This is a genomic window from Bacillus sp. ABP14, assembly GCF_001831375.1.
Taxonomy (GTDB): domain Bacteria; phylum Bacillota; class Bacilli; order Bacillales; family Bacillaceae_G; genus Bacillus_A; species Bacillus_A paranthracis.
Map to the genome: position 1 here is coordinate 3,077,195 of NZ_CP017016.1, position 22,816 is coordinate 3,100,010.

The 22,816-nt window shown below is 34.5% G+C and carries 26 protein-coding genes, 3 pseudogenes and 1 other annotated feature; of the genes and pseudogenes, 8 read left to right on the forward strand and 21 right to left on the reverse strand.

What is annotated here, in order from left to right; genetic code table 11:
• Positions 1–17: 17 nt before the first annotated feature.
• The gene (locus tag BGI23_RS15915; RefSeq protein ID WP_070806531.1) at positions 18–497 is read right to left on the reverse strand and encodes a hypothetical protein; all 480 of its coding nucleotides are present in this window, start codon (positions 495–497) and stop codon (positions 18–20) included.
• A 311-nt stretch (positions 498–808) separates the two neighbouring features.
• Positions 809–1,192, reverse strand: coding sequence for a winged helix-turn-helix transcriptional regulator (locus BGI23_RS15920; RefSeq protein ID WP_000340652.1), 384 nt, complete (start codon positions 1,190–1,192; stop codon positions 809–811).
• A gap of 109 nt (positions 1,193–1,301) precedes the next feature.
• Between BGI23_RS15920 and BGI23_RS15925 the strand changes: the two genes are divergently transcribed.
• The gene (locus BGI23_RS15925; protein ID WP_138321556.1) at positions 1,302–2,000 is read left to right on the forward strand and encodes an NAD(P)H-dependent oxidoreductase; all 699 of its coding nucleotides are present in this window, start codon (positions 1,302–1,304) and stop codon (positions 1,998–2,000) included.
• 150 nt (positions 2,001–2,150) lie between these two features.
• Positions 2,151–2,432: a DUF1292 domain-containing protein gene (locus BGI23_RS15930; protein WP_001997837.1), complete on the forward strand. Its 282-nt coding sequence runs from the start codon at positions 2,151–2,153 to the stop codon at positions 2,430–2,432.
• A gap of 47 nt (positions 2,433–2,479) precedes the next feature.
• Here the strand turns inward: BGI23_RS15930 and BGI23_RS15935 are convergent, their stop codons facing one another.
• From BGI23_RS15935 to BGI23_RS15960, 6 genes are all read right to left on the reverse strand, one after another.
• Entirely contained in the window at positions 2,480–3,550 is a 1,071-nt protein-coding gene (locus BGI23_RS15935; protein WP_083322755.1) for a pyruvate kinase, read from the reverse strand.
• Positions 3,551–3,631: 81 nt separating this feature from the next.
• A complete protein-coding gene (locus BGI23_RS15940; protein ID WP_044793186.1) occupies positions 3,632–4,342 on the reverse strand; it encodes a hypothetical protein in 711 nt (236 codons plus the stop codon).
• A gap of 338 nt (positions 4,343–4,680) precedes the next feature.
• A complete protein-coding gene (locus BGI23_RS15945) occupies positions 4,681–5,439 on the reverse strand; it encodes an SDR family oxidoreductase (RefSeq protein ID WP_000716986.1) in 759 nt (252 codons plus the stop codon).
• A 56-nt stretch (positions 5,440–5,495) separates the two neighbouring features.
• Positions 5,496–7,154 (reverse strand): putative ABC transporter permease subunit, encoded by a 1,659-nt coding sequence (locus BGI23_RS15950; RefSeq protein WP_070806533.1) that lies wholly within the window; start codon positions 7,152–7,154, stop codon positions 5,496–5,498.
• Positions 7,147–7,872, reverse strand: a complete 726-nt coding sequence (locus tag BGI23_RS15955) for an ABC transporter ATP-binding protein (RefSeq protein WP_000570194.1) — start codon at positions 7,870–7,872, stop codon at positions 7,147–7,149. Before BGI23_RS15955 ends, BGI23_RS15950 begins: the two co-directional genes overlap by 8 nt.
• Positions 7,873–7,958: 86 nt before the next feature.
• A complete protein-coding gene (locus BGI23_RS15960) occupies positions 7,959–8,153 on the reverse strand; it encodes a hypothetical protein (protein ID WP_070806534.1) in 195 nt (64 codons plus the stop codon).
• 179 nt (positions 8,154–8,332) lie between these two features.
• Between BGI23_RS15960 and BGI23_RS15965 the strand changes: the two genes are divergently transcribed.
• Both BGI23_RS15965 and BGI23_RS15970 read left to right on the forward strand, forming a co-directional pair.
• Positions 8,333–8,692 carry a DUF3796 domain-containing protein gene (locus BGI23_RS15965; protein ID WP_070806535.1) on the forward strand — a complete coding sequence of 120 codons (360 nt, stop codon included), beginning with the start codon at positions 8,333–8,335 and terminating at the stop codon, positions 8,690–8,692.
• On the forward strand, positions 8,680–8,883 hold the full coding sequence (locus BGI23_RS15970) for a helix-turn-helix transcriptional regulator (protein ID WP_000896291.1): 204 nt from the start codon (positions 8,680–8,682) through the stop codon (positions 8,881–8,883). Before BGI23_RS15965 ends, BGI23_RS15970 begins: the two co-directional genes overlap by 13 nt.
• Before the next feature lie 47 nt (positions 8,884–8,930).
• On the opposite strand, the gene BGI23_RS15975 is transcribed toward BGI23_RS15970, so the two are convergent.
• From BGI23_RS15975 to BGI23_RS27615, 4 genes and pseudogenes are all read right to left on the reverse strand, one after another.
• Entirely contained in the window at positions 8,931–9,893 is a 963-nt protein-coding gene (locus BGI23_RS15975; protein WP_070806536.1) for a tubby C-terminal domain-like protein, read from the reverse strand.
• 132 nt (positions 9,894–10,025) lie between these two features.
• Entirely contained in the window at positions 10,026–10,736 is a 711-nt protein-coding gene (locus BGI23_RS15980; RefSeq protein WP_070806537.1) for a YjjG family noncanonical pyrimidine nucleotidase, read from the reverse strand.
• 155 nt (positions 10,737–10,891) lie between these two features.
• Positions 10,892–12,049 carry an RNA-guided endonuclease InsQ/TnpB family protein gene (locus BGI23_RS15985; protein WP_070806538.1) on the reverse strand — a complete coding sequence of 386 codons (1,158 nt, stop codon included), beginning with the start codon at positions 12,047–12,049 and terminating at the stop codon, positions 10,892–10,894.
• Positions 12,046–12,648, reverse strand: a pseudogene (locus tag BGI23_RS27615) (IS607 family transposase). Before BGI23_RS27615 ends, BGI23_RS15985 begins: the two are co-directional and overlap by 4 nt.
• A 390-nt stretch (positions 12,649–13,038) precedes the next feature.
• On the opposite strand from BGI23_RS27615, the gene BGI23_RS16000 reads away from it, so the two are divergent.
• On the forward strand, positions 13,039–13,464 hold the full coding sequence (locus BGI23_RS16000) for a DUF1648 domain-containing protein (protein WP_070806540.1): 426 nt from the start codon (positions 13,039–13,041) through the stop codon (positions 13,462–13,464).
• Between the two features lie 38 nt (positions 13,465–13,502).
• Here BGI23_RS16000 and BGI23_RS16005 read toward each other — a convergent pair whose 3' ends face one another.
• Both BGI23_RS16005 and BGI23_RS16010 read right to left on the reverse strand, forming a co-directional pair.
• Entirely contained in the window at positions 13,503–14,525 is a 1,023-nt protein-coding gene (locus BGI23_RS16005) for a tyrosine-protein phosphatase (protein WP_070806541.1), read from the reverse strand.
• Between the two features lie 179 nt (positions 14,526–14,704).
• Positions 14,705–15,427, reverse strand: a complete 723-nt coding sequence (locus BGI23_RS16010) for a GNAT family N-acetyltransferase (protein WP_070806542.1) — start codon at positions 15,425–15,427, stop codon at positions 14,705–14,707.
• Between the two features lie 123 nt (positions 15,428–15,550).
• Between BGI23_RS16010 and BGI23_RS16015 the strand changes: the two genes are divergently transcribed.
• Both BGI23_RS16015 and BGI23_RS16020 read left to right on the forward strand, forming a co-directional pair.
• Positions 15,551–16,390, forward strand: a complete 840-nt coding sequence (locus BGI23_RS16015) for a DUF2785 domain-containing protein (protein WP_044793198.1) — start codon at positions 15,551–15,553, stop codon at positions 16,388–16,390.
• A gap of 17 nt (positions 16,391–16,407) precedes the next feature.
• Positions 16,408–16,857 (forward strand): NUDIX hydrolase, encoded by a 450-nt coding sequence (locus BGI23_RS16020; protein ID WP_048556794.1) that lies wholly within the window; start codon positions 16,408–16,410, stop codon positions 16,855–16,857.
• A gap of 59 nt (positions 16,858–16,916) precedes the next feature.
• On the opposite strand, the gene BGI23_RS16025 is transcribed toward BGI23_RS16020, so the two are convergent.
• The 5 genes and pseudogenes from BGI23_RS16025 to BGI23_RS16040 all read right to left on the reverse strand — a co-directional run bounded on the left by BGI23_RS16025 (position 16,917) and on the right by BGI23_RS16040 (position 20,582).
• Positions 16,917–17,297 carry a VOC family protein gene (locus BGI23_RS16025; RefSeq protein WP_000687562.1) on the reverse strand — a complete coding sequence of 127 codons (381 nt, stop codon included), beginning with the start codon at positions 17,295–17,297 and terminating at the stop codon, positions 16,917–16,919.
• 61 nt (positions 17,298–17,358) lie between these two features.
• Positions 17,359–18,387 (reverse strand): ROK family transcriptional regulator, encoded by a 1,029-nt coding sequence (locus tag BGI23_RS16030; protein WP_000003022.1) that lies wholly within the window; start codon positions 18,385–18,387, stop codon positions 17,359–17,361.
• Positions 18,388–18,523: 136 nt separating this feature from the next.
• A pseudogene (locus tag BGI23_RS27625) lies at positions 18,524–18,642 on the reverse strand (MFS transporter); the annotation flags it as partial.
• A gap of 167 nt (positions 18,643–18,809) precedes the next feature.
• Positions 18,810–19,373 (reverse strand): maltose O-acetyltransferase, encoded by a 564-nt coding sequence (locus BGI23_RS16035; protein WP_070806543.1) that lies wholly within the window; start codon positions 19,371–19,373, stop codon positions 18,810–18,812.
• Positions 19,374–19,583: 210 nt separating this feature from the next.
• On the reverse strand, positions 19,584–20,582 hold the full coding sequence (locus BGI23_RS16040) for a tryptophan--tRNA ligase (protein ID WP_070806544.1): 999 nt from the start codon (positions 20,580–20,582) through the stop codon (positions 19,584–19,586).
• Between the two features lie 43 nt (positions 20,583–20,625).
• Positions 20,626–20,835, reverse strand: a binding site (T-box leader).
• A 153-nt stretch (positions 20,836–20,988) separates the two neighbouring features.
• Here BGI23_RS16040 and BGI23_RS16045 point away from each other — a divergent pair.
• Positions 20,989–21,305, forward strand: a pseudogene (locus BGI23_RS16045) (1-deoxy-D-xylulose-5-phosphate reductoisomerase); the annotation flags it as partial.
• Positions 21,306–21,334: 29 nt separating this feature from the next.
• Here BGI23_RS16045 and BGI23_RS16050 read toward each other — a convergent pair.
• Positions 21,335–22,456 carry an AI-2E family transporter gene (locus BGI23_RS16050; RefSeq protein WP_000416969.1) on the reverse strand — a complete coding sequence of 374 codons (1,122 nt, stop codon included), beginning with the start codon at positions 22,454–22,456 and terminating at the stop codon, positions 21,335–21,337.
• A gap of 63 nt (positions 22,457–22,519) precedes the next feature.
• A complete protein-coding gene (locus BGI23_RS16055) occupies positions 22,520–22,768 on the reverse strand; it encodes a GlsB/YeaQ/YmgE family stress response membrane protein (protein WP_000539717.1) in 249 nt (82 codons plus the stop codon).
• Positions 22,769–22,816: the final 48 nt, after the last annotated feature.

Here is a 22,816-nt window from a genome sequence, read left to right on the forward strand (position 1 = left end):
GAGTTTTTTCGCACAATTTAATTTTGTTTAAATATAAATGTCTGTTTATACTTTCTTTCCGCCTCACAGTCTTTTTGTCCATTTTCCAACACTTTAGAAGGCTTTTCTTGCCAAGTTATAATAACTTCAAGTTCATTAGACTGAACGGATATAGGAAAATTCGCATGATTAAAAGCAATTTCTTTACTTAACACATGATCTTTTTTAGAAGTGAAAAGTTCATACTTCGTTCGAGAATGTGGTTCATTTCGAAATACTTCAACGGTTACATGATAAGCGTCCTTCCCAATATCTTGAACCTCGAAACCATACGTATCAAAAACATCCTTTTTAGATGTAACTAAACTAGTTTTTTTATCAGGTTTCTTAATTTCTATTTTCCATCGATCTGACGTTTGAGAAACCGGCAACTGCTTTGGAGAAAAAGCATGAACAGTGAAAGAACTTCCAATTACGAAACAAAATATACAAAAGAAAGAAAAAAGTACTTTTTGCATTAGTATAACCTCCATTGTTTTAAGTTTTGAATTACTGTTCCCTAAAAGCAATGGATGTATTATGTATTAAACTAAAAGCGCCTTCCTACCATTATAGAATTACGTATACAAGTTTTTATATAGATGAGAGCAACTCAATAATTAGTTTACATAAAATAATTACACTCTACTCAAAACTACGCGTATTTAATATATTTGTGAAATTTGATAATAACCACCTGAAAACGCCAATAAAAAGAGGAATCAGCAGTGCAATAATATTATTTCTTAACATCACTTCTCATCCGTTCTCTCTACTATACCAAATTCAACTATTTACTATTATTTTGTGCATTCCTACTCTCCAAAACTTTCTCCATATTATGAGTCGCCCACTCCATCATTAATAGAATCATTGGACGAAGTGATTCACCAAGCTCCGTTAGCGAATATTCTACTTTTGGAGGTACTTCACGGTACACTTCACGATGTATAATGCCATCCGCTTCGAGTTCCCTTAGCTGCAATGTTAACATTCTTTGTGTGATATTAGGTTTTAATCTTTTTAATTCATTAAACCTCTTTGTACCATCTAATAAATGATACAAAATAACTCCTTTCCATTTTCCGCCAATAACCTCAACCATAGCTTCCACTGGACAAGAATATTTATTTAAAAACGGGTAATTTATATTATTTTCGTTTGAACAATCCATCATAAATCCCTTCCTCACCAATAGTATCTTTTTTGATACTATAACACATAAATGTGCGTACTTGTATCTATGTTACTTTAAAAATATAATTTACTTACAAAATAAATTAATGAAAAGAGGAACTTTTATGACAAATACAAAAGAAATTACAAAAGAGAAAATTATGGAGGCCTTTCATTTCAGACACGCATGTAAAGAGTTCAATCCCATGCACAAAATTTCAGAAGAAGATTTTCATTTCATTTTAGAAACAGGCAGATTATCTCCCTCTTCTTTTGGATATGAACCTTGGAAATTTATTGTCGTACAAAATAAAGAATTAAGAGAAAAACTACAACCGTATTCATGGGGCGCTGGTGGGCAACTTGCAACAGCTAGTCACTTTGTCATTGTTCTTTCAAGAAACATTAAAGATATGCATTATGATGCAGAGTATATTAAACATATGATGAATGATATTATTGAATTACCTGAAGACACTCAAAAAATTAGATATGAATTTTTCAAAAAGTTCCAGGAGACAGATTTTAACTTATTACAATCCGATCGTGCTGTATTTGATTGGGCATCTAAGCAAACTTATATTGCTTTAGGTAATATGATGACGAGCGCAGCTCAAATCGGTATTGATTCTTGTCCAATAGAAGGATTTGATAAAGAGAAAGTAGATTCTTTACTTCGTCAAGAAGGCATTATAAAAGACGATAATGTTGAAGTATCAGTTATGGTTGCTTTTGGTTACCGTAAAGAAGAGCCAAAGCGTGATAAAACAAGACAGACTATGGATGCAATTGTTGAATGGATTTAATAAGATAACATGCGCTCCTTATAGCTGCATACCCATACGAAAGAAGTAGAATTTAATTTTTCCTATGTATGAAATTGGTTTTTCATGGAAAACTATATTAGTATGTATGCAGTTTAAACACTCTATTTATTAGAGTTGGACAGGAGGAGAATGAATATGTCTGATATTGAAGTTGGCGAAGTGTTTACGCTTAGTGATGAGAATAACGAAGAGCAAGAAGTAGAAGTGCTCGGAGCGATGGATGTCGAAGGCGCAGAATATATTGCCGTTGCCTTTGTTGAAGATATCCAAACAGAAACCGAGGAAGACATTGATATTTTCTTTTTAAAAGTAGAAGAAGATAGTGAATTCTCATACATTGAAAATGACGAGGAATTTGAGAAAGTATCTGCTGCGTTTGAAAAGATTTTGGATGAGCAAGAGCAAGAATAGAAATGAAACACAAGAGGACGGATGCATATCCGCCCTCTTTTTATTTATCACGCATCCAAAGACTTATGTAGTAATTCCAGTACATCTTTCATCATAAAAGAACCGTCTTTTTTCACATGCTCAGCAAATTCAGAAACGAGACGTAATGTTTTTACACTCTCAACCGGATGCTCGCCTGATGCACTTTCAGCAGAAAGCATAACGGCATTCGTTCCGTCCAGTACAGCTTGAAACACATCCGTTACCTCAGCCCTTGTTGGAATCGAATGATCTACCATGGATTGAAGCATTTGGGTCGCTGTAATAACATATGTATTCGTTCGATTACATTCTTGAATCATCATTTTTTGCAAGAGCGGAATGATTTGAAACGGTAACTCAACTCCTAAATCTCCCCTTGCAATCATGATTCCATCTACTTCTTTACATATATCTTGAAAATTCTCGATCGCTTCCATCGTTTCTATTTTGGCAATTAAATTAGGTGACGTTTCTTTATACTGTTGTATGAAATCTCGTATTTCTTTTATATGACTAGGTTTTCTTACGAAAGAACATGCGATAAAATCAACACCTTCTTCTAAAAGAAACTGAATATCTTTTTTATCTTTCTCTGTAATAGCTGGTAAACGAACGATTGCGCCTGGTAAGTTCACCCCTTTATGAGATGAGATATTACCACCTGTTTTCACCTTCGTTTCTATTTTATCCGTACTTACTTTCTCAACGATTAACTCAACTTCACCATCATTAACTAAAATTCTACTTCCAACTTTCACATCATTCGCGATTCCTTCATAATCAACACTTGCTTCCGTACTACTCCCTGTAACTGGTTGCGTATGCAAAATAAAAGAATCTCCCGCCTGAAGTGTAATTTGTTCTCCTTTTATTTCACCTAACCTTATTTTAGGACCTTGTACATCGCCTAAAATTTTAATAGAATCATCTAACGATTTCACTAAACGAATGATATCTTTATGACTTTCATGCGTCCCATGTGATAAATTTAGCCGAACAATTTTCATACCATTGCTTATTAACTGCGCTAACGTTTCTTTATTATTACTTGCTGGCCCAATTGTACAAATTCGATCGATTGTCATTTTTATCACCATCCTTTTTCATTATGATTCCCATAAACCTTCATTACACTCTCCACATAAAAAAAGCCTACTCCCACAAGTAGGCTTTTGAAACTACGAAAGTTTTGTTAATAATTGATTTAAATCTTTTTTCGTTTTCGTCGTTAATGATTTCATTTTATTAATATCTATCTTTTCTTTCTCCGCTCCTACAATTAACGGATACATACTTTGTCCAATTGTTTTAGATTCAGCTGGGTGTGATGTTTCTAACTCTTTCTCAATTACATCCCACTTTGCATTAATTTGTTTTCCAAGTTTATTTACTGTTTCTAATTTCGGATTAGCAGCTAATTGCTTGTCTAAGCTATCAATTAATGCCGCAACTTCTTTTACATTTGTTTTCACCGCTACGTTTTTCTTCGGATCTTTCGTTGTTTTTCCGTCTGAGTTTGCACTTGTACTTTGATCTGTTGTTTTCCCACTAGTCGTTTGATCATTTGTTTTTCCTGTCGTCTCTTTTTCTTTTGTTTTTACATTCTCGTTTTGAGTTGACGTTTTACCGTTACTTTCTGTTCCTGATGATTCTTTCGTATTTTTTGCACCTTTATCTGTTTTTTCGTTGGAAGAAGTATTTGTTTCTTTTTCAGTATCTTTCGTTGTTTTTGACGCTTCATCTGCACTTGTCGTTTTTACTTCTCCTTCATTTTGCGCAGTTACTTGCTCTTTCTTTTCTGTTTCTTTATCTGCTGACGGACTACAAGCTGCCATAGTAAGCATTGTACCAATTGTTATCGATGCGATAGCGACCTTTTTCATTTTCATATAAATCCCCCTATGTTTACGTTTTTATCCTCCCCTTTACGATTCGATTTCCCCTTAAAAAATCCCTTTTCATACGAATTACCATCTTTCCGACAGTAATCTTCATAATAATACGTACAAAAACTGATAAATCAATTTGAATATTCGAGTTTCTTCTACTTCATTTTTCTTCTCTGTAGTAAAAGAAAAAGAGTATATTGTCACATGAAGAATTACGATCTTCATATGACGATATACTCTTCTATCAAATTTTTATCTTTCTTGACATTTTATTTATACAAAAAAAATAAAATTTTCTTTCGTTTTTTTGTTTCTCAACAATTGTTAACATAATATATTTATGAGTAACCACCATTCGAATGAATAACTTGCCCCGTAATCCATTTCGCTTCTTCACTTACTAAAAAAGATATTAAGCGCGCAGCATCCACCGGCTCTCCTACTTTACCTTGCGGGAACTTCCATACTAAATGATGCTTCAGCTCCTCTGTAATCCATCCTGTATTCGTCGGTCCTGGATCAACAGCATTTACTGTAATCCCCTTCTCCATCGCAACTGGTGCTACTGATTTTGTAAATGCTTCAATTGCTCCTTTCGTTGCTGCGTATGCTAATTCATCAGGCATCGGCCCTAGTGACTGTCCTGAAGTAAGGTTAATAATACTTCCACTCGCCTTGCTTGCATACTGTTTTATAAATAATGAACTTAATAACATAGTAGCCCGAACATTAACCGTATAATGTTTATCTAACTGTTCTACATTTAATTCCTCAATTCTCGTATGAGTAGCATACGCTGCATTATTAATTAAAATAGATGGATCGCCTAACCGTTCTGATACCATATAAAACAAACGATTTGGCGAATATGACTGCGATAAGTTGATTTCTGCCATTTCACATCGAACACCGTAACTTTCAATCTCCTCTTTCAACAAAAAGGGCTCTTTGTCATGCATTCCCCACGGCATCGCTTTATCATACTGAGACCAGTACGTGAAAAAAATGTCTATTCCTTTTTGAGCAAGCACCTTGCATACAACTGCACCAATTCCATTCAGACGAGTGGCCCCTGTTACAATTGCTATTTTCTTCACCTTTTCTCCTCCACCTATGGATAAATCCTCTGCACGAATACAGAGGATCTATCTTTTTATTCAATATTTGACAATATACGTTCTGCACCTAATTTTAAAATTTTAATAAAGATATAATTTACAATCGCAAACATTACAAATAAAACAATAAACATAACCCACAGTCCGACATGAAGGAAGAAGTATAATAAACTTACTCCCGCTACAATAACTAAAGCTATTAAAATATTAGCTAAAAAATTCCACAAAGTTGTATAGCGGCTCTTAAATAATTTCTGCTCTGTATCCCAATGTATATCTGCAGTTTGTGCATCCCAGCGTGTACCAATTAAATTAATTAACAGTAAGCCGTTCGCACTTAGTAAAAACCACAGTAACATGAAAACAGGAGAAATTCCCGCTACAACTGCCATCGTAATACCGAACACTGCTAAAATAATTACATTAATTAACCAAGCTGTGATTGCTTTTGCAAAAAAGATATCCGAAGCTTTTACAGGTAAATATCGATTCACAAACCAAGAGCTTCCATCACGTGAGAATGAAGTTGTTGCGATGACGTTACTTCCCATTAAGAATAGAGAGGCACAAAGGCCAACGCCAATTGCAAGACCTGCTGATTTTGGATTATCAATATATCCCGTGATCCATTTTAAATTCCCATCTTGCACGAATAAAATGAAGAACAACATAATCGGCATAACGAAAGTTTGTACGATACAATTTAAGAAAAATTGTGGTGTACGGAATAACGTTTTAAATTCTTTTTTCACATATGCTTTCAAATGTGAACTTTGTACCGTAGATTTCTGTAAGCCTTCTGCTGAAATGACTTCTTTTTTTGCTGTACTCGTTGAAAGTCCAATAACCCCTTTTAAATATGTACGCTCTGCAATGTAATAAAACAACACAAAAAATACAAATGAAATAACTGCAAAGATGATTACGTATAAAGGACCCTTCCAATTTGCATTTTCTACTAATGCTACTGCTCCAAAATATGTAGTTGGAAAATAGTTTGTCATTTGTACTAAAAGAGAAGACTGGTTGTTTGCAAGGTAATCCGCAATTGCATCTTCAGAAAACGAACTTTTATTTTTCCACTGCAAAAATACGTTAATTCCTACAATAAATAGTATACTTACGATTCCAATAAATATATTTCCTCGGTCTTTATTTTTCGCTATATTTGTATACCTCATAATAACTGTCATCAGTAACGAAGCTAGTACTAACGGCACAATCGGGAAGAGTAAGTAAATAAAAATCATATATATGTAATATGTAATAAACGCGCCACTTTTTAAACCGTACGTAATAAAGATTGGTAATAAAATAAATGAACTCATTACGTATTGTGTAATTAATACCGTTAAAAATTTGGCTGAAATAATTTGCGCTGGTTTTAATGGTAATGGTAATAACATTTCAATGTCATTGCTGTAGTAAAATACAGTTAAAATGTTCGTAATACTCATTAAAAATACCCATATACTCGCAATCGCAAGTCCCATTGCGATAATCATTCCTGGATCTTGCCCTAAATGTATCATTCCCTCATACATTGCATGCGTGATAGAACCAAACAGTAAAAAGCCGACAAATAAAATAGCTGCAAATGAAAATACGTACGCCCATCGCTTCTTCTTATCTGTTATAAAATCTGCATAATTTAATTTCAATAATACTTTCGTTAACGTCCAAATTTTACTCATTGCCCGTCATCTCCAAGAACATTTTTTCAAGTGATTCGTTGGATTTAAAATGATCTCTCATTTCATCTAAATTCCCTTTAAACTGCAGATTTCCCTTATTAATAATCGCGACGCGGTCACATAATTTTTCTGCCACTTCTAATACGTGTGTAGAGAAGAATACAATCTTTCCTTTATCCGCATGTTCTCTCATCATTTCTTTTAAAATATATGCAGATTTCGGATCAAGCCCCGTTAACGGTTCATCTAAAATCCATACATCTGGCTCATGCACGAGCACACCAATAATAACAATCTTTTGTCTCATACCGTGCGAGTAACTTTGAATTTGATCCGATAATGCATTATAAAGATCAAATTTCTTCGCTAAAGACTCAATTCGTTCTTGGCGTACTTCTTTCGGCACTTCATACATATCTGCCATAAAGTTTAAATATTCAATTCCCTTTAATCGTAAAAACATATCTGGACTATCTGGGACATAACCAAACGTCTTTTTCGCTTCCATCGGATTTTTCATAATATCTATACCGTTAATCGTAATCGTCCCTTTGTCCACCCCATGAATACCAGTAATCATCTTAATTGTCGTTGATTTACCCGCACCATTCGGTCCTAAAAATCCAAAGATTTCTCCGCTAGGCACTGATAAACTTAAATCTTTTACTGCATAGGTAGACCCATTATAACTTTTTGACACATTCGTAATTTCAATCATTACATCCAATCCCTTCCTTAATTACCAAATAACTATATTAACATTATAGCATACTTATATTTTTTTATTTTTGTATTTTTCAGTTTTTAACCTTTGAAATAAATATACAGACCTAATCCAACGATTAAAACGACAGCTAGTATCATATAAATCATCGTAAGCCTTCTAATATTCCCCTTTGTCGCTTTACTATAATTTGCATCACCCTTTCGCCCAATTAACACCGTCGCCACTACAGTAATGACTACAAGTAATACAACGATCATGATCCAAGTTAGCATACCTTCCTCCCCCTCCTTACAACCATTTTACAATATTATCCTCTTTATTTCGCAGTATATTTCCTCTTTTTACTATTATTATGAAAAGAATTGGAAAACTATTATTACTATACATTTTTATATGTGATATATTTATAACATAACGTGAATTATTTCTAACATTGAAAGGAGAATCTATCGTGAAAACAACTTGGATTAAATATTTAGGATTTCTCGGTTTCTTTGGCTTCCTCGGCTTTTTTTACGACAAAGGATTGTTTACTATGTTCTGTTTCTTCTCTTTTTTCACAACGTATAGAACGGTTCAACACGATGAACTATTTGAACAAATCGTCAATAAATCGTGCCGCAATGCCTTTATCGTTACGTTACTAACTACCGCTATCATTATGTTCATTGAAATGTTATTTCCAAACCCGGTGCTACAAGAAATTGATATCGCTCTTATTTTCGGCACACTTATTCTTACGTTCGGATTCTCTATGTTCTTTTACGATAAACCAGTTGATGAAATGGATGATGTACCATGGCGTTCGTAACGAAAATAAAAGAATACCGCGCCAAATTGAACATGACGCAAGAAGATTTAGCGAAACAAGTTGGTGTACGTCGTGAAACAATTAACCATCTCGAAAAAGGAAAATATAATCCTTCCTTGCAGCTTGCTCACGATATTGCGAGGGCACTTCATAGTACGATTGATGAAGTTTTTATTTTTGAGGATGAATAAAAAATACCGGCATTCTTTTCACAAAGAATACCGGTATTTTTCATTTATCACCCATACAAAACCGCATGAAATACGCCCAATAGTAAATATTGATCCTCTATATAACCCTCATCATATACATTCATCTCAATATCATACATATCTTCCTCAAGACGAATATTCCAATCTGCGATTACATAGCCATTTCGTAATAACTTTCCCATCCCAAAAGTAGTTTTATGAACAACATATTCTTCTTTCTTATATGTAAAGGTAAATAAGAAATTTGCATCCAATAACTTTCCGTCACATACAAGTATTTCATGCTCTGCATCATGATTATCTTTATATGTTACTAAAATTCTTCTTTGACGCTGCCTACTTACATCCTTTGCAATGACGCGAATATTGTCCTTACTATCCTTTATTTCATAAATGATATTACTACCGACTTTCGGAATGAAGTCTAGCACTCTCATCAACGTATTTTTATAATAGCCCCGTACTACGCCTACTTCTTCGCTTTCATTGTAAACCTCAATAGGCACCGTATCCGCTTTACTATCACACAGTCGTTTGTAAGAAAGCTGCATCACTCGCTCTCCTCTTAAGTACTGATCAAACGTCACAGGATATTCTATTGCGCGCAGTTCTTTATTTAACTCATATAAATAGCGTTGAACACTCTCCACTACTGTTGTAGTAGAGATACATTCCTGAAGCTCAAATTGTTGCCAGCTGGAAGAAACCCTCCACTGATTGTCCTCTTCATAGAAGAAACTAAGAATTGTCTCATCACGGTCAGGCGTTTCATAATTCATATGTACGTTCTGCCCGTATTGCACTTGCTCCATCCACTGTCCTAAATAAATGCCTAGCTCTGCAATCTTCATACGTGACTTTTGAAAAAGTACGCTGTCACTCACGCGAATCGTTATATCCCCTTCGATAAAGCCCTTTGCATAAGCATCATACCGTGGCTCATCCTTCTGTGGGATATTCTTGTCTAACTCAAATAAAAACGTTAACATCCTTTTTTCACCTCTAGTTGTTACACAGCTCTTTCCTAAATTGACCGCAGCAATTCAAAATATATCAACGATTTTTTCGATATATCGACGATCCGACAAAGAATATCGATTTATCAACAAATATCGACACAATTAAAATGAAACTACCTTTTCTTCCGCCACTTCTACAAGTTCTAAAATTTGCAGCAGACTCTCCACTTCATAAGTCGGCTTAACACTTGCCTTATTCTCTTTCAAACTCGGATTATACCAACACGTATCAATGCCGTAATCTTCTCCGCCTTTCATATCAGAAGTGAGCGAATCTCCAACCATTAGTACACTTGATTTATCCGTAATCCCAAACTTTTCAAACGCATAATCAAAAATCTCACGTGCTGGTTTTTGATGGCCAACCTCTTCAGAAATAATAATATGATCAAAGAAGTTACTTAAAGGCGAATTTCCAATTCTAGATTGTTGTACCTTCGTATATCCATTCGTAATGATGCCTAGCTTGCAATCTTGTAGATTCTCACATAATTGCACTGCACCTTCAATAAGATGTACTTCTTTCCCTAAATTTTCAAGATATACATCACTAAATTGCTGCGCATCTACTTCTATATTATGCAGTGCAAACAATTGTCTAAATCGATCTACCGCTAATTCACTTAGCGTAATCATTTTATTTTCTAAATCTCTCCATAATCCATTACTAATCTCTTTATAACTTGCAAGATAATCATTATAGCCTGTAGGCATACCAAATTGTACAAACGCATTATGTAATGCGTATTTTTCCGTTTCAGGGAAATCTAATAATGTATCGTCTACGTCGAATAATATAACTTTGTATTTCATGATGTTCTGCTACTAAAAATATAGACAAATGTATATTCTTAGAGTATTCCTGCTTCTACGTGCCCTGCCTCGCTAATCACTTGCTACTACAGTTTGCTGTGACACTCCACAGGCGTAAATTCCGATGTAGCCCACCGTACATATATACAATCTATTTACGTTAGTATTGTATATTCTTTTGCTTGTAAAAGGTTAATCGCTGCGTTCAAATCTCTATCCATTACATTGCCACAATCACATGTATATACTCGGTCAGACAGCTTTAAATCTGTCTTTTTTTGACCGCAACATGAACATATTTTAGAAGATGGATAGAATCTGTCCGCTTGCCGTAGTTCAATTCCATATTCCCTACATTTCGTTGATAACCATGTTTTAAAAGCATAGAAACATTGTTGTGCTACAGCTTTAGATAGATGTTTATTCTTCATCATACCTTTCACATTCAAATCTTCCACTGTAATAAACGTTGGCTTGGTTTTCACCACATTCGTTACAATAGACTTTACATACTCTATTCGAATATTCGCTAATCGAGCATGCAACTTTTGCACTCTAAGAACATTTTTATCTATATTCGCTCTTTTATTAGTAACAGATTTTTCACCTCTCTTTTTTAGATTTTCAAATTTACGTGATAAAGAGCGTTGTTCACGTTTTAACCGTTTTTCTATCTTTTTTACTTGTACTGTTTTATTTATATTTTTATGAGTTTTTCCATCGCTACGTACAGCGAAATCCTTCAGTCCTAAATCAATCCCTAAACCTACTTTATTCAGCATTGGTTTTACCCTTATTTCTGCTCTTTCACAAAGTACAGATACAAAATATCTTCCTGCTCTTTGATATACTGTGCCACTTTTTACAGTTGCATTTTTAGGGATATATCCACACTCTTTTAACCTTATCCAACCAATTGTAGGGACTTTTACTCTATGTCTTTCTACTGTCCAATCTGTTTTGTTGTTTTTCGGAAAGTAGCACTTCACATCTTGCTTCTTCTTTTTTTTATATCTTGGAAACTGAGATAAACCTTTAAAAAATCGCTTGAAAGCTTTATCTCCATTCATAATCGCTTGTTTTACCGCTTTGCTCGACACTCCTTTAATCCACTGGTCACACTCTTTTGTATGAATATTGTTCAGCCATTTGGAAAAGTCATAGCCACTAAGAAATTTCCCCTCCGACTCATATGCCTCTTTATTTTTAGAGATATACAGGTTATATACATATCGACACACCCCAATAGTTTGACGGATTTTACTAATTTGTTCAGTTGTCGGTTTGATTTCTATTAAATATGCTCTTTTCATAGGTCTTCATCGTCCGACATTTTCTTTTTGTATTTTCTCAACCCATATATTCTACAGCTAAATACATGCATGATAGATATTAAATCCTGAACAAGTTCTTCTTGAGGAGATAGTTTTTCATTGTTAACAATCATAATTTCCACTCCCATTTTACGAAAAAACTTTTCAAACCAATCATATCCAAAACGTACAAATCTATCTTTGTGTGCAATGATGATCGTCGAAATATTTCTTTCCATACAACTGTCAATCAGTTTATTCCACTGTTTTCTTTTGTAGTTTAATCCGCTATCCGCTACCCGCTACCAATACCTTTGATAACTTCATCTACAATTATCCCTCGTGCATTTGCGAAACTCAACCTGATTTTCTAAATCATCTTTCTGACCTGGATTTGATACTCTTGTGTAAATAACTACTTTGCCTACTTTATTTTCTTCTTGAATACTCATATATACCTTATACTGTTCTTCTATATAGTATCTTCTTCCTTTTTGGTTTCGCTAAGCAGGTAAAACACCTTGATTGTCCCACCTTTGTAATGTCTTAACAGAGACATTAAGCATTTTTGAAAATTCTTTTGGTTTATATTGTTTCATAATTACTTTTCACTATATATGCCTAATTTTGTCTATGTTTTTGTTTACTGTTTCTTTCTCCTCAACTAGTACGTTATTTACAACTTGTATTTTCTCATTAATCAACTCTTAAGTCGAATTTTTTCTTTTACAAACAGCTACTATCCAGAGATCTTACAGTTGTGTAAAACACACGAGTCATGTTATTCAAAAATAATTAATTGTGAAAACACTATAAGTTTGAGATAATTTGGATAATAGATTCAATTTTTAAACTGGCAATCCAGGAACTGCATTACTCTAGTTTTTATAGGAAGGGAGCGGGAAAATATAGTAAATTCATGGGAAAGACCTAAAATAAAAATCCGAAAAACAAAAAGCGAATGGGTTGGAGATATAATTGGATATTCATTGTTCTTTGGATCCATCATTTTTTTGATTATCATTTGGGGAAGATTACCTGAGGAAGTACCCGCACATTATAACGCATATGGGGCTGTAGATCGTTGGGGATCAAAGTGGGAGCTTTTACTTCTACCAGGAATAGGAGCATTCATACTCCTTCTCATGCAGACTTTAGAAAAGTTTCCAGAAGTTCATAACTATCCACAAAGACTGGATGAGTCAAATGCTAAAGAATTTTATTTAAATAGTAGAAAAGTGTTAAATCATTTAAAAAATGTCTGTTTACTTATTTTTGCTTTCATCCAATTTGAAACAATTTCAATAGCGCTAGATTGGAGCGGCGGTTTTGGAAAATTATTTTTACCGATATTATTAATCGGGACAGCTATTCCAATTATTATAGGCATAATAAGGCAACGAAAAATTTCATAATAGAAACAGGAGGCTAACCCAATCAGCCTCCCGAATTCTTATTTATCCTCTAACAATAACACTTTCATTTCCTCTAACGACTCTTTCGTAAAGCCAAGTGCTTTTTCAGCATACGCTTCAACTGAACCATATTGCTTCTTAATTTCATTAATCGCAGCTTGTAAATACTCAGCACGAGCTTCGAACATCGCACCTAATATCGCTCTACTCTCATCGTTTTGTAGTTTTGCACCTAAAAAGGCCATCATTTTCTCGTTTAACTTTTCACGGAAACCGTTACTTAGTAAATAATCTTCCATTACTGTTTTCTCTGGTACACCTAGTAAAAGTAATAATAATGCTGATCCAAATCCAGTACGGTCTTTTCCAGCTGTACAATGGTTTACTAACGGTAAGTTTTCCGGGTTTTGCGCTAAGTTTAAGAAGCTTACGAATGCCTCATTACCACTTACGAAATCTTGATTCATTTTCACAAGGTATTCACCTGGTTTCCCTAACATAGAAAGGTCACCAACTTGGAAAAACTCATTTATGTTCAAGTCTTTCGCTAAGTCTTGCATAACTGGTAAGCACACTTGACGAGCTCCTGTAATCTCAGGGTTTGGCTTATGCTTCACTTCAAAGTCTGTACGGTAATCGCAAATTAACTTTAAGCCAGACTTTTGTAAATACGCAATATCCCACTCTGTTAATCCTGCTAATTCTTCAGAACGGTATAATTTACCCCATTTTACTTTACGGCCTTCTGTCGTTTCATATCCTCCCATATCACGGAAGTTAAAAGCTCCTTGTAATGGCAATCTACGCTCAGCTACTGTCACTGCTTGTCCATTACTACCTACCAGTCTAAAATATGGACGCTCATTTTCGCTCGGGTTTTCAATTGTATATGAGGATTCTCCATTTACCGTTGCAAGTAATTCTCCATTTTCTTCAATATGATCTGGCGAAGTACTCCAGTAAATGCAAACTTCCTCTATATTATTTTCCCACTTTATTTGTAACGTATTATCTTCATTTCTTTCTACAGTTGCTTGTAACCAATGTCTTTGCTGCTCCATTCTTTCACCAACGCTTTCTCATATAATCGAATCTTTCCTTATTGTATTATAGGAATATCTATTTTGTCGTTCTCATTTTTCTTTTTATCTTACAAACAGGCAAAAAGTTCTTTTACTTGTTCATAAGTTGTACACGGATTGCCTCGAAATGAGTTCAAGAAAGTACATCATTCATCCTCCTAAAACACCCTCACATATCGCTCAGTACAACTTAGCAGCTGACATCCGTTCTTTTCAAAAACATCTTTCATCCACTCATTTTGTGCATTTGTCTCACCGATATAATAAGATGCTCCTATTTCTTTTAAGACAAACATTGCTCCTGTAAAGAATGCTGCTTCATACCCTTTATTTCGCATATTTGGAGCGACTGCGAAATACATGAGTTTTCCTTCTTCTAACGTACCTCTCTCAATATGCGGGATTACAATTCCAATCGGCTCTTCATTAATACTCGCGGTTAAACAATGTTCTTTCCACTGCTCCCCGATTTCTTGTAACATCATATTTACAAATTGATCATGAGCGATTTGTTCTCCAGTCGTTTCCTTCCAAAGAGAATAAAAAGCATCTTCTCCTACTTCTTCAATGAGCTTAAAATCAATTTCACTTTCTACATCTTCCACTTCATACATATCCTTACATACAATCATGTTTTCAGTAACATATTCAAATGAATACGTTTCGAGGTATTTTTTATACACATCATAATTAGGGCTTTTTGAAGAAATCTCAAAATGTAAGTTTTCAATTTCCTCTTTTTCAGCCTCAGCAACGCAATACTGCATGATTTCCTTTATTTGCTCTTCTGTAAAAACTTCTGCATTATTTTCTTTTATCATGATTGAAGAATCATTTCTTCTTATTTTAAAATGTTTTTCTAACTGTTCTATAGTCTTCATATACTTCCCTCATCTATGTCATACTTGAATTTCTACTTGTTCTCCTTGCATGAGCAGGATTGTCCTTGAATATATAGAATACTAGAAAACATCGCATCTTTAAAGTGCGGAGGAGGTTCTCCATTGGATATTACAGCATTGCAACAACAGTTAGAGCTTATACAACAAAATGACTATACGCAACTGCAACATATAGATATTAATGAGTTAACTTTGAACATGCTTCAGTATATCGGAACGACTGATAGTTACGTTCGTTACCAACTTATATATAAATGTTTTGCACATTTTATTCATCATGAATTCCTTATGGACGATCAACTAAAATTACTGTTGCAAACTTGTTTAAGTGATGAGTATTTATATTGTGACATATACTCCCCGCATTCAGATGGGGTTTTCACACGTTCTTACACTGTTTCGTTAATTGCGTTAATACTCCAATTCGCTAATTCGCACTACTTTTGTACGGAGGAGGATATCGAAGAAATAAAAAACAAACTCATTACATACACAAACTTAGAAACGGATTTTCGGGGCTATATCGAAAATAAAGGATGGGCTCATTGTCTTGCTCACGTATCTGATGCCTTTACGGAAATTGTTCATAATACGTATACAACTTTTGAATGGTACGAAGAGTTAATTCATTGTTTATTAAATAAAATCTTCATTCCATCTGACCTTTTTCATAATAACGAAGATGAACGCATCGTTACTCCTTTACTAGCGATGTTGTATCATGACTTTCCGCAAGACGAGTTAATTTCTATTATTCATAAAAAAATAAAAAGGCTTCCCCAAATTAGAAAACGCCTTTCGTTAAATGAATATTGTATTTTATGTGCCAACATTAAAACCTTTTTACGCACTTTATTTTTCAGAACGAAAGATGATCATAACTTAGCCTTTACAGCACGGAAAACAGAAAGAATGTTAAAAGAACTTCCTAATTATTATTAGCTATAAGGAGAACAACTATGGGGTATATCGAAGACATGAGAAATTTAGTAGGAAATCATCCACTGATTTTAATAGGTTCACACGCTATTATAGTAAATGAGAAAAATGAAATATTATTGCAGCTCCGTACAGACTTCAACCGCTGGGGCATCATTGGCGGCGCCTTAGAATATAACGAAACGTTAGAAGATGCTTTAAAGCGAGAAGTATATGAAGAAACTGGACTTATTATTAAAAATCCAGAACTATTCCGTACATACTCTGGACCAGATTACTTTCAAATCTATCCAAACGGCGATCAAGTACACGGTGTACTCGTTGTTTATATTTGCCGAGAATTTCACGGTGAGCTTGTATGTGATCAAACAGAATCAAAAGAATTACGTTTCTTTCCGCTTGATGAATTACCTAGTACTCTTCATCCAGTTATTGAGGGGATTCTTCGCGATTTTCATCACTCCAATTAAAGATAAAAATAAAACAGCCTCATCTCCCGTCATGATAATGCGAAATGAGGTTGTTCATGTTAGATCGTTATCTCAATCTGATTTCCTTCAGGATCACTTACTACACTTTCATAGTAACCATCCCCTGTAGTTCGTGGGCCGTTTAACACAGGGTATCCTGCTTCTTTTAATGTATTCGTTAATTCGTTCACTTTTTCTTCACTACCTACAGAAAAAGCAATATGTGCATATCCTATTGTTTGTGTTTGTAATGCATCATCTAACCCTACCTGCTTCATAAGTTCTAGACGCGCACCACCTTCAAAAGTTATAAAATAAGATTTAAATTGCTTTTTCGGATTATCATATAAGCTATTTTCTTCACCATTAAAATACTGTTTATAAAAATCACGCATTCCTTCTAAATCATTCACCCAAATTGCTACATGTTCAATTTTCATAATCGACACCTTTTCTTTTATGTTATTCAACTGACAATTGGATGCTTCATTGCCAGGACATTTAATTTTCTTTATTCGTTCTCGTAATCATAAGATCAAGTCCTAGACTTTTTAATCCATATAAATAATCTTCTTTCCAATTACTCACTGTTATTTTCGGAATATGTTCCGCCGGGATGTACTGCGGACAACTTTTTACAATTTGATCTATTACAAATTGATTCACTTCATCATCACAGAAGATAAAGGCATGAGGGTTAATAATAGCTATACATGTAGCGATTAAACGAGTAATAGCATCTATATTATATTCCTCTGGATTATTCGAATCTTCACTTCTCAAAGCTTGCAAGAAATTTTTATTATTATACTGCGGGACGAAAGATATCTCTCCTGAGAAAAATGTGCTTCCGCGTACGACATCTCCATTTACTATAATACCTGCACCTGGACCATTTTGACCGGAATACAAATATACAAGAGAGGAATTATCATAGTTTCCAGTGTTTTTATAATAACCAAGCACTGCAGCATTCATATCGTTTTCTATTACTACTGGTATAGAAAACTGTTCCTCCAAATGACTTTTCAAATTAAAATTTTGGAACTTTTCATATCCAGGAATATAAAAAATACGACCATTATCAACCGAACCAGGCACACCAATTGATATAGAGCTTATTTTCGGGAAGGTAGCGATAAGACCTTCAATATGTTTAGATAATAGATTTACGCCCGTATCAATTAACATACTTGAAGTACTTCCTTGTTCTTTTACTTCCCCTAAACAGTTGAAAATTGTATAGTTTGTTTCATTTTTTTCTAAAAATATCGCTAAACCTAACATATATTCTGGATTATATTCATATCGTTTCGCTCTTCTTCCACCACTTGAATCATCTAAACCAGCTAAAGTGACTTCACCGTCTTGTTTCATTTTTTCTATAAATTTACTTATCGTTGGAAAACTAATTTCTAATGTATTACTAAGCTCAACTTTCGTTGCACTACCTCGCTCTAGAAGAACTTTACGAATGCCGCGAAGGATCGTCTCTTTAATCGATTTTTGAGTAACAAATTGTTCACTCAAATCGCTCACCACCTTAATCAACATACTTATTAAACCCTTTTAATAAGTTGCGTTGACAATATATCATACATCATTTTCTAAAGCAATAGAGATGATATATTTCCGCTGCACGCACTCTCTGTTTTGCTTGATGCATTCATACAATTCCAGATAAGAGAACAAATAATAAAACAGCTAACAAGGTATTACGTATTCTGAATGATTCCCCTAGTATACCTAGCCGACTAAAAAGGCTGTATAACCGATGAGAGAAACTTACAGCAAACGAAAAAATCGGCAAAACAAATAAGAAAAAGAGCGTTTCAAGAAGTAAGTAATGTCTTCGTACGATTTTCCGCACTATTTTTCTTTATATGAAACATCTTTCACCTTTTCTATACGATACGACATCTGTTTATTCATGCACTCATAAAAAACGATTTCTACAAGTCTATCGTTTTAATAACTTTAGCTGGGTTACCTCCAACTACTACATTATTAGGTACATCTTTTGTCACAACCGCCCCTGAAGCAATTAGAGCGTTGTCTCCAATTGAAACACCAGGGTTAATAATAGCGCCCCCGCCAACCCAAACATTGTTACCAATCTTTACAGGCTTCCCATATTCTTTGCCAGAATTCCGCTCTACTGGGTGTAAAGGATGTGTAGCAGTGTAAATGTGGACACCAGGTGCAAACATACAATTATCACCGATTCGAACTTCACAAACATCTAAAATCACACAATTGAAATTTGCGAAAAAGCTCTTTCCAACATGGATATTGTAGCCGTAATCACAACGAAAATCAGGATTAATTTGCGCTTTCCCATCAGCTGAAGAACCTAAAAGCTGATTTAATAATGTAAAACGCCTCTCATCTCCTGTCTCCATCGCCTCGTTATAAAGGCGTGTTAAACGTTTTGCCTTCACCCTATCAGCTACTAATTCTTCGTCATCCGCAATATACATTTCTCCCGCTAACATCTTTTCTTTTTCTGTTTTCATAGAATCATCTCCTTCGTAATCAAATGAACCCTACTTATTAAACATCTTTATTAAGTGACTTTCATTATACTTATTAAACACGTTTAATAAGCAACCCTATAGTAGCATACTTTTTAATATATGCAACTAATAAGTTTCAAAAGAATATGCGAACTCCTTGCTTTACTCATCGATATGACGAATAAGTTACAGAGAAAAAAGAGGGAACGCTCAGTGCTCCCTCTCAAATCCAATCCGTTTCTTAATTTCTGTTAAATTTACCTTCGCAATAGTCCGCGCCCGCTCAGCACCTTTTTCCAACGCTTCATATAATAAATTCTGTTCATTCATATACATAGCATATTTCTCACGTGGCCCAGCTAATTCACGGTCTACAACGCGGAATAACTCTTTTTTCACATCGACCCATCCGATTCCAGTCTCATATTTTTCACGTAACGACTGCATTTCATCTTCTGTCGCAAATTCTTTATATATTGTATATAACGTTTCTAGTTCTTTCGGTTCATTTGGAAGTGAAGAATCTGTTTTGATTTTAAATATTAACTTGCGTAGTTTTTCTTTCTCTGCAAATAATGGGATCACATTCCCGTAACTTTTACTCATCTTTCTTCCATCAAGCCCTGGTAATATTGCACCCTCTTCTTGTATGACATACTCCGGAAGTGTAAATGTCGTGCCAAAAGTATGATTAAAATACGTCGCAATATCACGCGCAATTTCAATATGCTGAATTTGGTCTTTTCCGACTGGCACATGCGTAGCCTGAAATAGCAATATGTCAGCTGCCATTAAGATCGGATACGTATATAACCCCATATTCACTCCGGCATCGACCTCTAAACCCGCCTCTTTATTTTGCTCTACCTTTGCTTTATATGCATGGGCACGGTTCATAAGCCCTTTCGGAGTTAGACAAGCTAATATCCAAGCTAATTCTAGAATCTCTGGTACTTCTGTTTGCCGATAAAAAATAACATCTTCCCCAAGTCCAAGCGATAACCAAGTAGCTGCTACCTCTTTCGTATAACTACTAAACTGGCTCGGATCATGCACAGCATTTAACGCGTGATAATCTGCTATAAAATACAATGCTTTTCCTTCATTCTTCTTTGACATTTGCAACGCAGGTTTAATTGCACCAATATAATTTCCTAAATGCGGATAACCTGTCGGCTTAATTCCTGTTAACATTATTTTGTCACTCATCCTAACTCCTCCTTTCTCAAAACAAAAGAGCCCCTCATCCTAAAAAAAGGACGAGAGACTCCCGCGGTACCACCTTAATTAGCTATCTTTATAGCTCACTTCACACTTCAATAACGGGAAGTAACCGTCTTTACCTACTCATTTCAGTTAGAAGCTCCAGAGCCCATTCCATATTCATTCCTTGCTGATTCCCACCACACATCAGCTCTCTGAAAAGTTTCGAATATGTACTCTTCTCTTTCATCGCTTTTCGTTATTTTTTTACAGTTTATCACATTTCACTTCTGAACAAACCAAAATTTTCTATTTTATATAGCAGGAATTTCCACTTCAATTGTCTAATATTATATAGGTTTGCAGAAATACTCGAAACAACTTTGGAGGTTTTTTCATGGTAAAATATATATCCATTGAAAAATTAAATTTATTAAAAATAGGTAGTTTACATTTTGAAAAACCAGATTTAGAGAAGTTTCCTTGTCTACAATACGCATATGAATGTGGCAAAATTGGTGGTGCTACTCCTGCTGTATTAAACGCAGCAAATGAAATTGCGAATGCACTATTCTTAAAAATGAAATTGCCTTTTTCGATATTGAAAAAACAATTTACAAAACAGTTGAAGCCCATCATAACGTAAAAGATCCTTCACTAGATGCTATATTAGAAGCGGATCAATGGGCACGCCAATATGCACATCAATTGTTAATAAAAAAGAGCTAAAACAGATAATACTGTTTTAGCTCTTTTTCCTACGTATTCAACTTAACAAATCGATAACCGTGCGTAACTAACACTTTTAGTATCGCATATCCTGGAATTGCTAAAATAATCCCCATAATTCCAAATAAATTTCCGGCAGTTAAAATAATAAAAATGATAGTAATCGGGTGAATATCTAGCTTTTTCCCCATGACTTGCGGAGAAATAAATTTACCTTCTGCTAATTGTACAACCATCATTACAATAATTACCTTTAAAACCATCCCCGGCGAATCAATAAACGCAATAATTAACGCTGGTGTAATTGCGATAATTGGTCCTACGTACGGAACGATATTTACAATCATCGCTAAAATAGCGAGTAGTACTGCATATTTAATACCGATAATAAGGTAACCAATTAATAGCATAATACCGATAAATAAGCTAACGATAATTTGTCCTCTAATATACGAGCTAATCGCATAATGCATATCGTCTAGTATTCTCATCGCTGCTGGTCGTCTTTGTTCTGAAATAAACTTTAAAAAGTGATTTGGTAATTGCTCACCATCTTTTAAAAGATAGAACAATATAAACGGAACCATTACAAACGTTAAAACGACCTCTGTAATAGTACTTAAAAATCCAGTTACATTTCCTGTTACTGATGATAAAGATTTCGTAAAATCAACTGTATAGTCTTTTACCATACTCGCTACATCAATATTTAAATTCTCCTGAATTTTTCCTAGTAAATTACTTTCCCCAAATCTACGTGCTGCTCGTTCAATTTCATGACCGAAATACGGTAAGTTATCTATTAATGCATCAATTTGATCTTTAATAATTGGAATAACCGTTAAAACTAAAAACACAAATAATCCAATTACGATTAAGTATATCGAGGCTATTGATACGATTCTTGAAACACCTTTCTTTTCTAAAAGCGAAACGAATGGATGCAAAATGTAAAATAGTACGCCCGCTAATAATACTGGGAAGAAAATTGTTTTTAAAAAGACGATAAACGGTGTAAAAACAAATGATATTTTTGTTAGTAATAAAATATTAATGAACAATAATGCAAACCCAAGTAACACTGCTAAATAATTGTGTTCTCTAAAAAATTTTTTCAACTTATCTCGTTTTCTTAAACTTACTTTCTCCAATAAAACCACCTCTTCGAATGATGAAAAGCCCTTATATAGGGCTTTTTATCATAATATAACTCTTTATTTCCTTGCAGCTTTCACTACAAATGATACAATAAGAACGAGAACAATTGATCCTAATAAAGCTGGTACAATATGAATACCACCTAGTGATGGACCCCAATCTCCAAATAATTTACCGCCTAACCAAGCTCCTAATAAACCAGCAATTATATTTCCAAACATGCCAGCAGGAAAGTCTTTACCTGTAATAGAACCTGCAATTGCACCTATAATAGCACCAACTATTAATGTGATAATCCACCCCATCTTTAGTCCTCCATTTCTATTATAGTGTAATTCAATTTAGCTACTAAC

Coding starts and splice junctions, on each gene's coding strand:
- BGI23_RS15920 (WP_000340652.1), bottom strand. CDS start 1,192: ATGGATTGTTCAAACGAAAATAATATAAATTACCCGTTTTTAAATAAA.
- BGI23_RS15940 (WP_044793186.1), bottom strand. CDS start 4,342: ATGAAAATGAAAAAGGTCGCTATCGCATCGATAACAATTGGTACAATG.
- BGI23_RS15960 (WP_070806534.1), bottom strand. CDS start 8,153: ATGCTAACTTGGATCATGATCGTTGTATTACTTGTAGTCATTACTGTA.
- BGI23_RS16010 (WP_070806542.1), bottom strand. CDS start 15,427: ATGAAGACTATAGAACAGTTAGAAAAACATTTTAAAATAAGAAGAAAT.
- BGI23_RS16055 (WP_000539717.1), bottom strand. CDS start 22,768: ATGGGGTGGATTATCACATTAATAGTTGGTGCTATTATAGGTGCAATT.
- BGI23_RS16020 (WP_048556794.1), top strand. CDS start 16,408: ATGGGGTATATCGAAGACATGAGAAATTTAGTAGGAAATCATCCACTG.
- BGI23_RS15985 (WP_070806538.1), bottom strand. CDS start 12,049: ATGAAAAGAGCATATTTAATAGAAATCAAACCGACAACTGAACAAATT.
- BGI23_RS15955 (WP_000570194.1), bottom strand. CDS start 7,872: ATGATTGAAATTACGAATGTGTCAAAAAGTTATAATGGGTCTACCTAT.
- BGI23_RS15935 (WP_083322755.1), bottom strand. CDS start 3,550: ATGGTGATAAAAATGACAATCGATCGAATTTGTACAATTGGGCCAGCA.
- BGI23_RS16040 (WP_070806544.1), bottom strand. CDS start 20,582: ATGAGTGACAAAATAATGTTAACAGGAATTAAGCCGACAGGTTATCCG.
- BGI23_RS16025 (WP_000687562.1), bottom strand. CDS start 17,297: ATGAAAATTGAACATGTAGCAATTTGGGTGAATGATTTAGAAGGAATG.
- BGI23_RS15980 (WP_070806537.1), bottom strand. CDS start 10,736: ATGAAATACAAAGTTATATTATTCGACGTAGACGATACATTATTAGAT.
- BGI23_RS15950 (WP_070806533.1), bottom strand. CDS start 7,154: ATGAGTAAAATTTGGACGTTAACGAAAGTATTATTGAAATTAAATTAT.
- BGI23_RS15975 (WP_070806536.1), bottom strand. CDS start 9,893: ATGTTAACGTTTTTATTTGAGTTAGACAAGAATATCCCACAGAAGGAT.
- BGI23_RS16035 (WP_070806543.1), bottom strand. CDS start 19,373: ATGAAAACAGAAAAAGAAAAGATGTTAGCGGGAGAAATGTATATTGCG.
- BGI23_RS15970 (WP_000896291.1), top strand. CDS start 8,680: ATGGCGTTCGTAACGAAAATAAAAGAATACCGCGCCAAATTGAACATG.
- BGI23_RS15930 (WP_001997837.1), top strand. CDS start 2,151: ATGAATATGTCTGATATTGAAGTTGGCGAAGTGTTTACGCTTAGTGAT.
- BGI23_RS15915 (WP_070806531.1), bottom strand. CDS start 497: ATGCAAAAAGTACTTTTTTCTTTCTTTTGTATATTTTGTTTCGTAATT.
- BGI23_RS16005 (WP_070806541.1), bottom strand. CDS start 14,525: ATGGAGCAGCAAAGACATTGGTTACAAGCAACTGTAGAAAGAAATGAA.
- BGI23_RS15925 (WP_138321556.1), top strand. CDS start 1,302: ATGAAAAGAGGAACTTTTATGACAAATACAAAAGAAATTACAAAAGAG.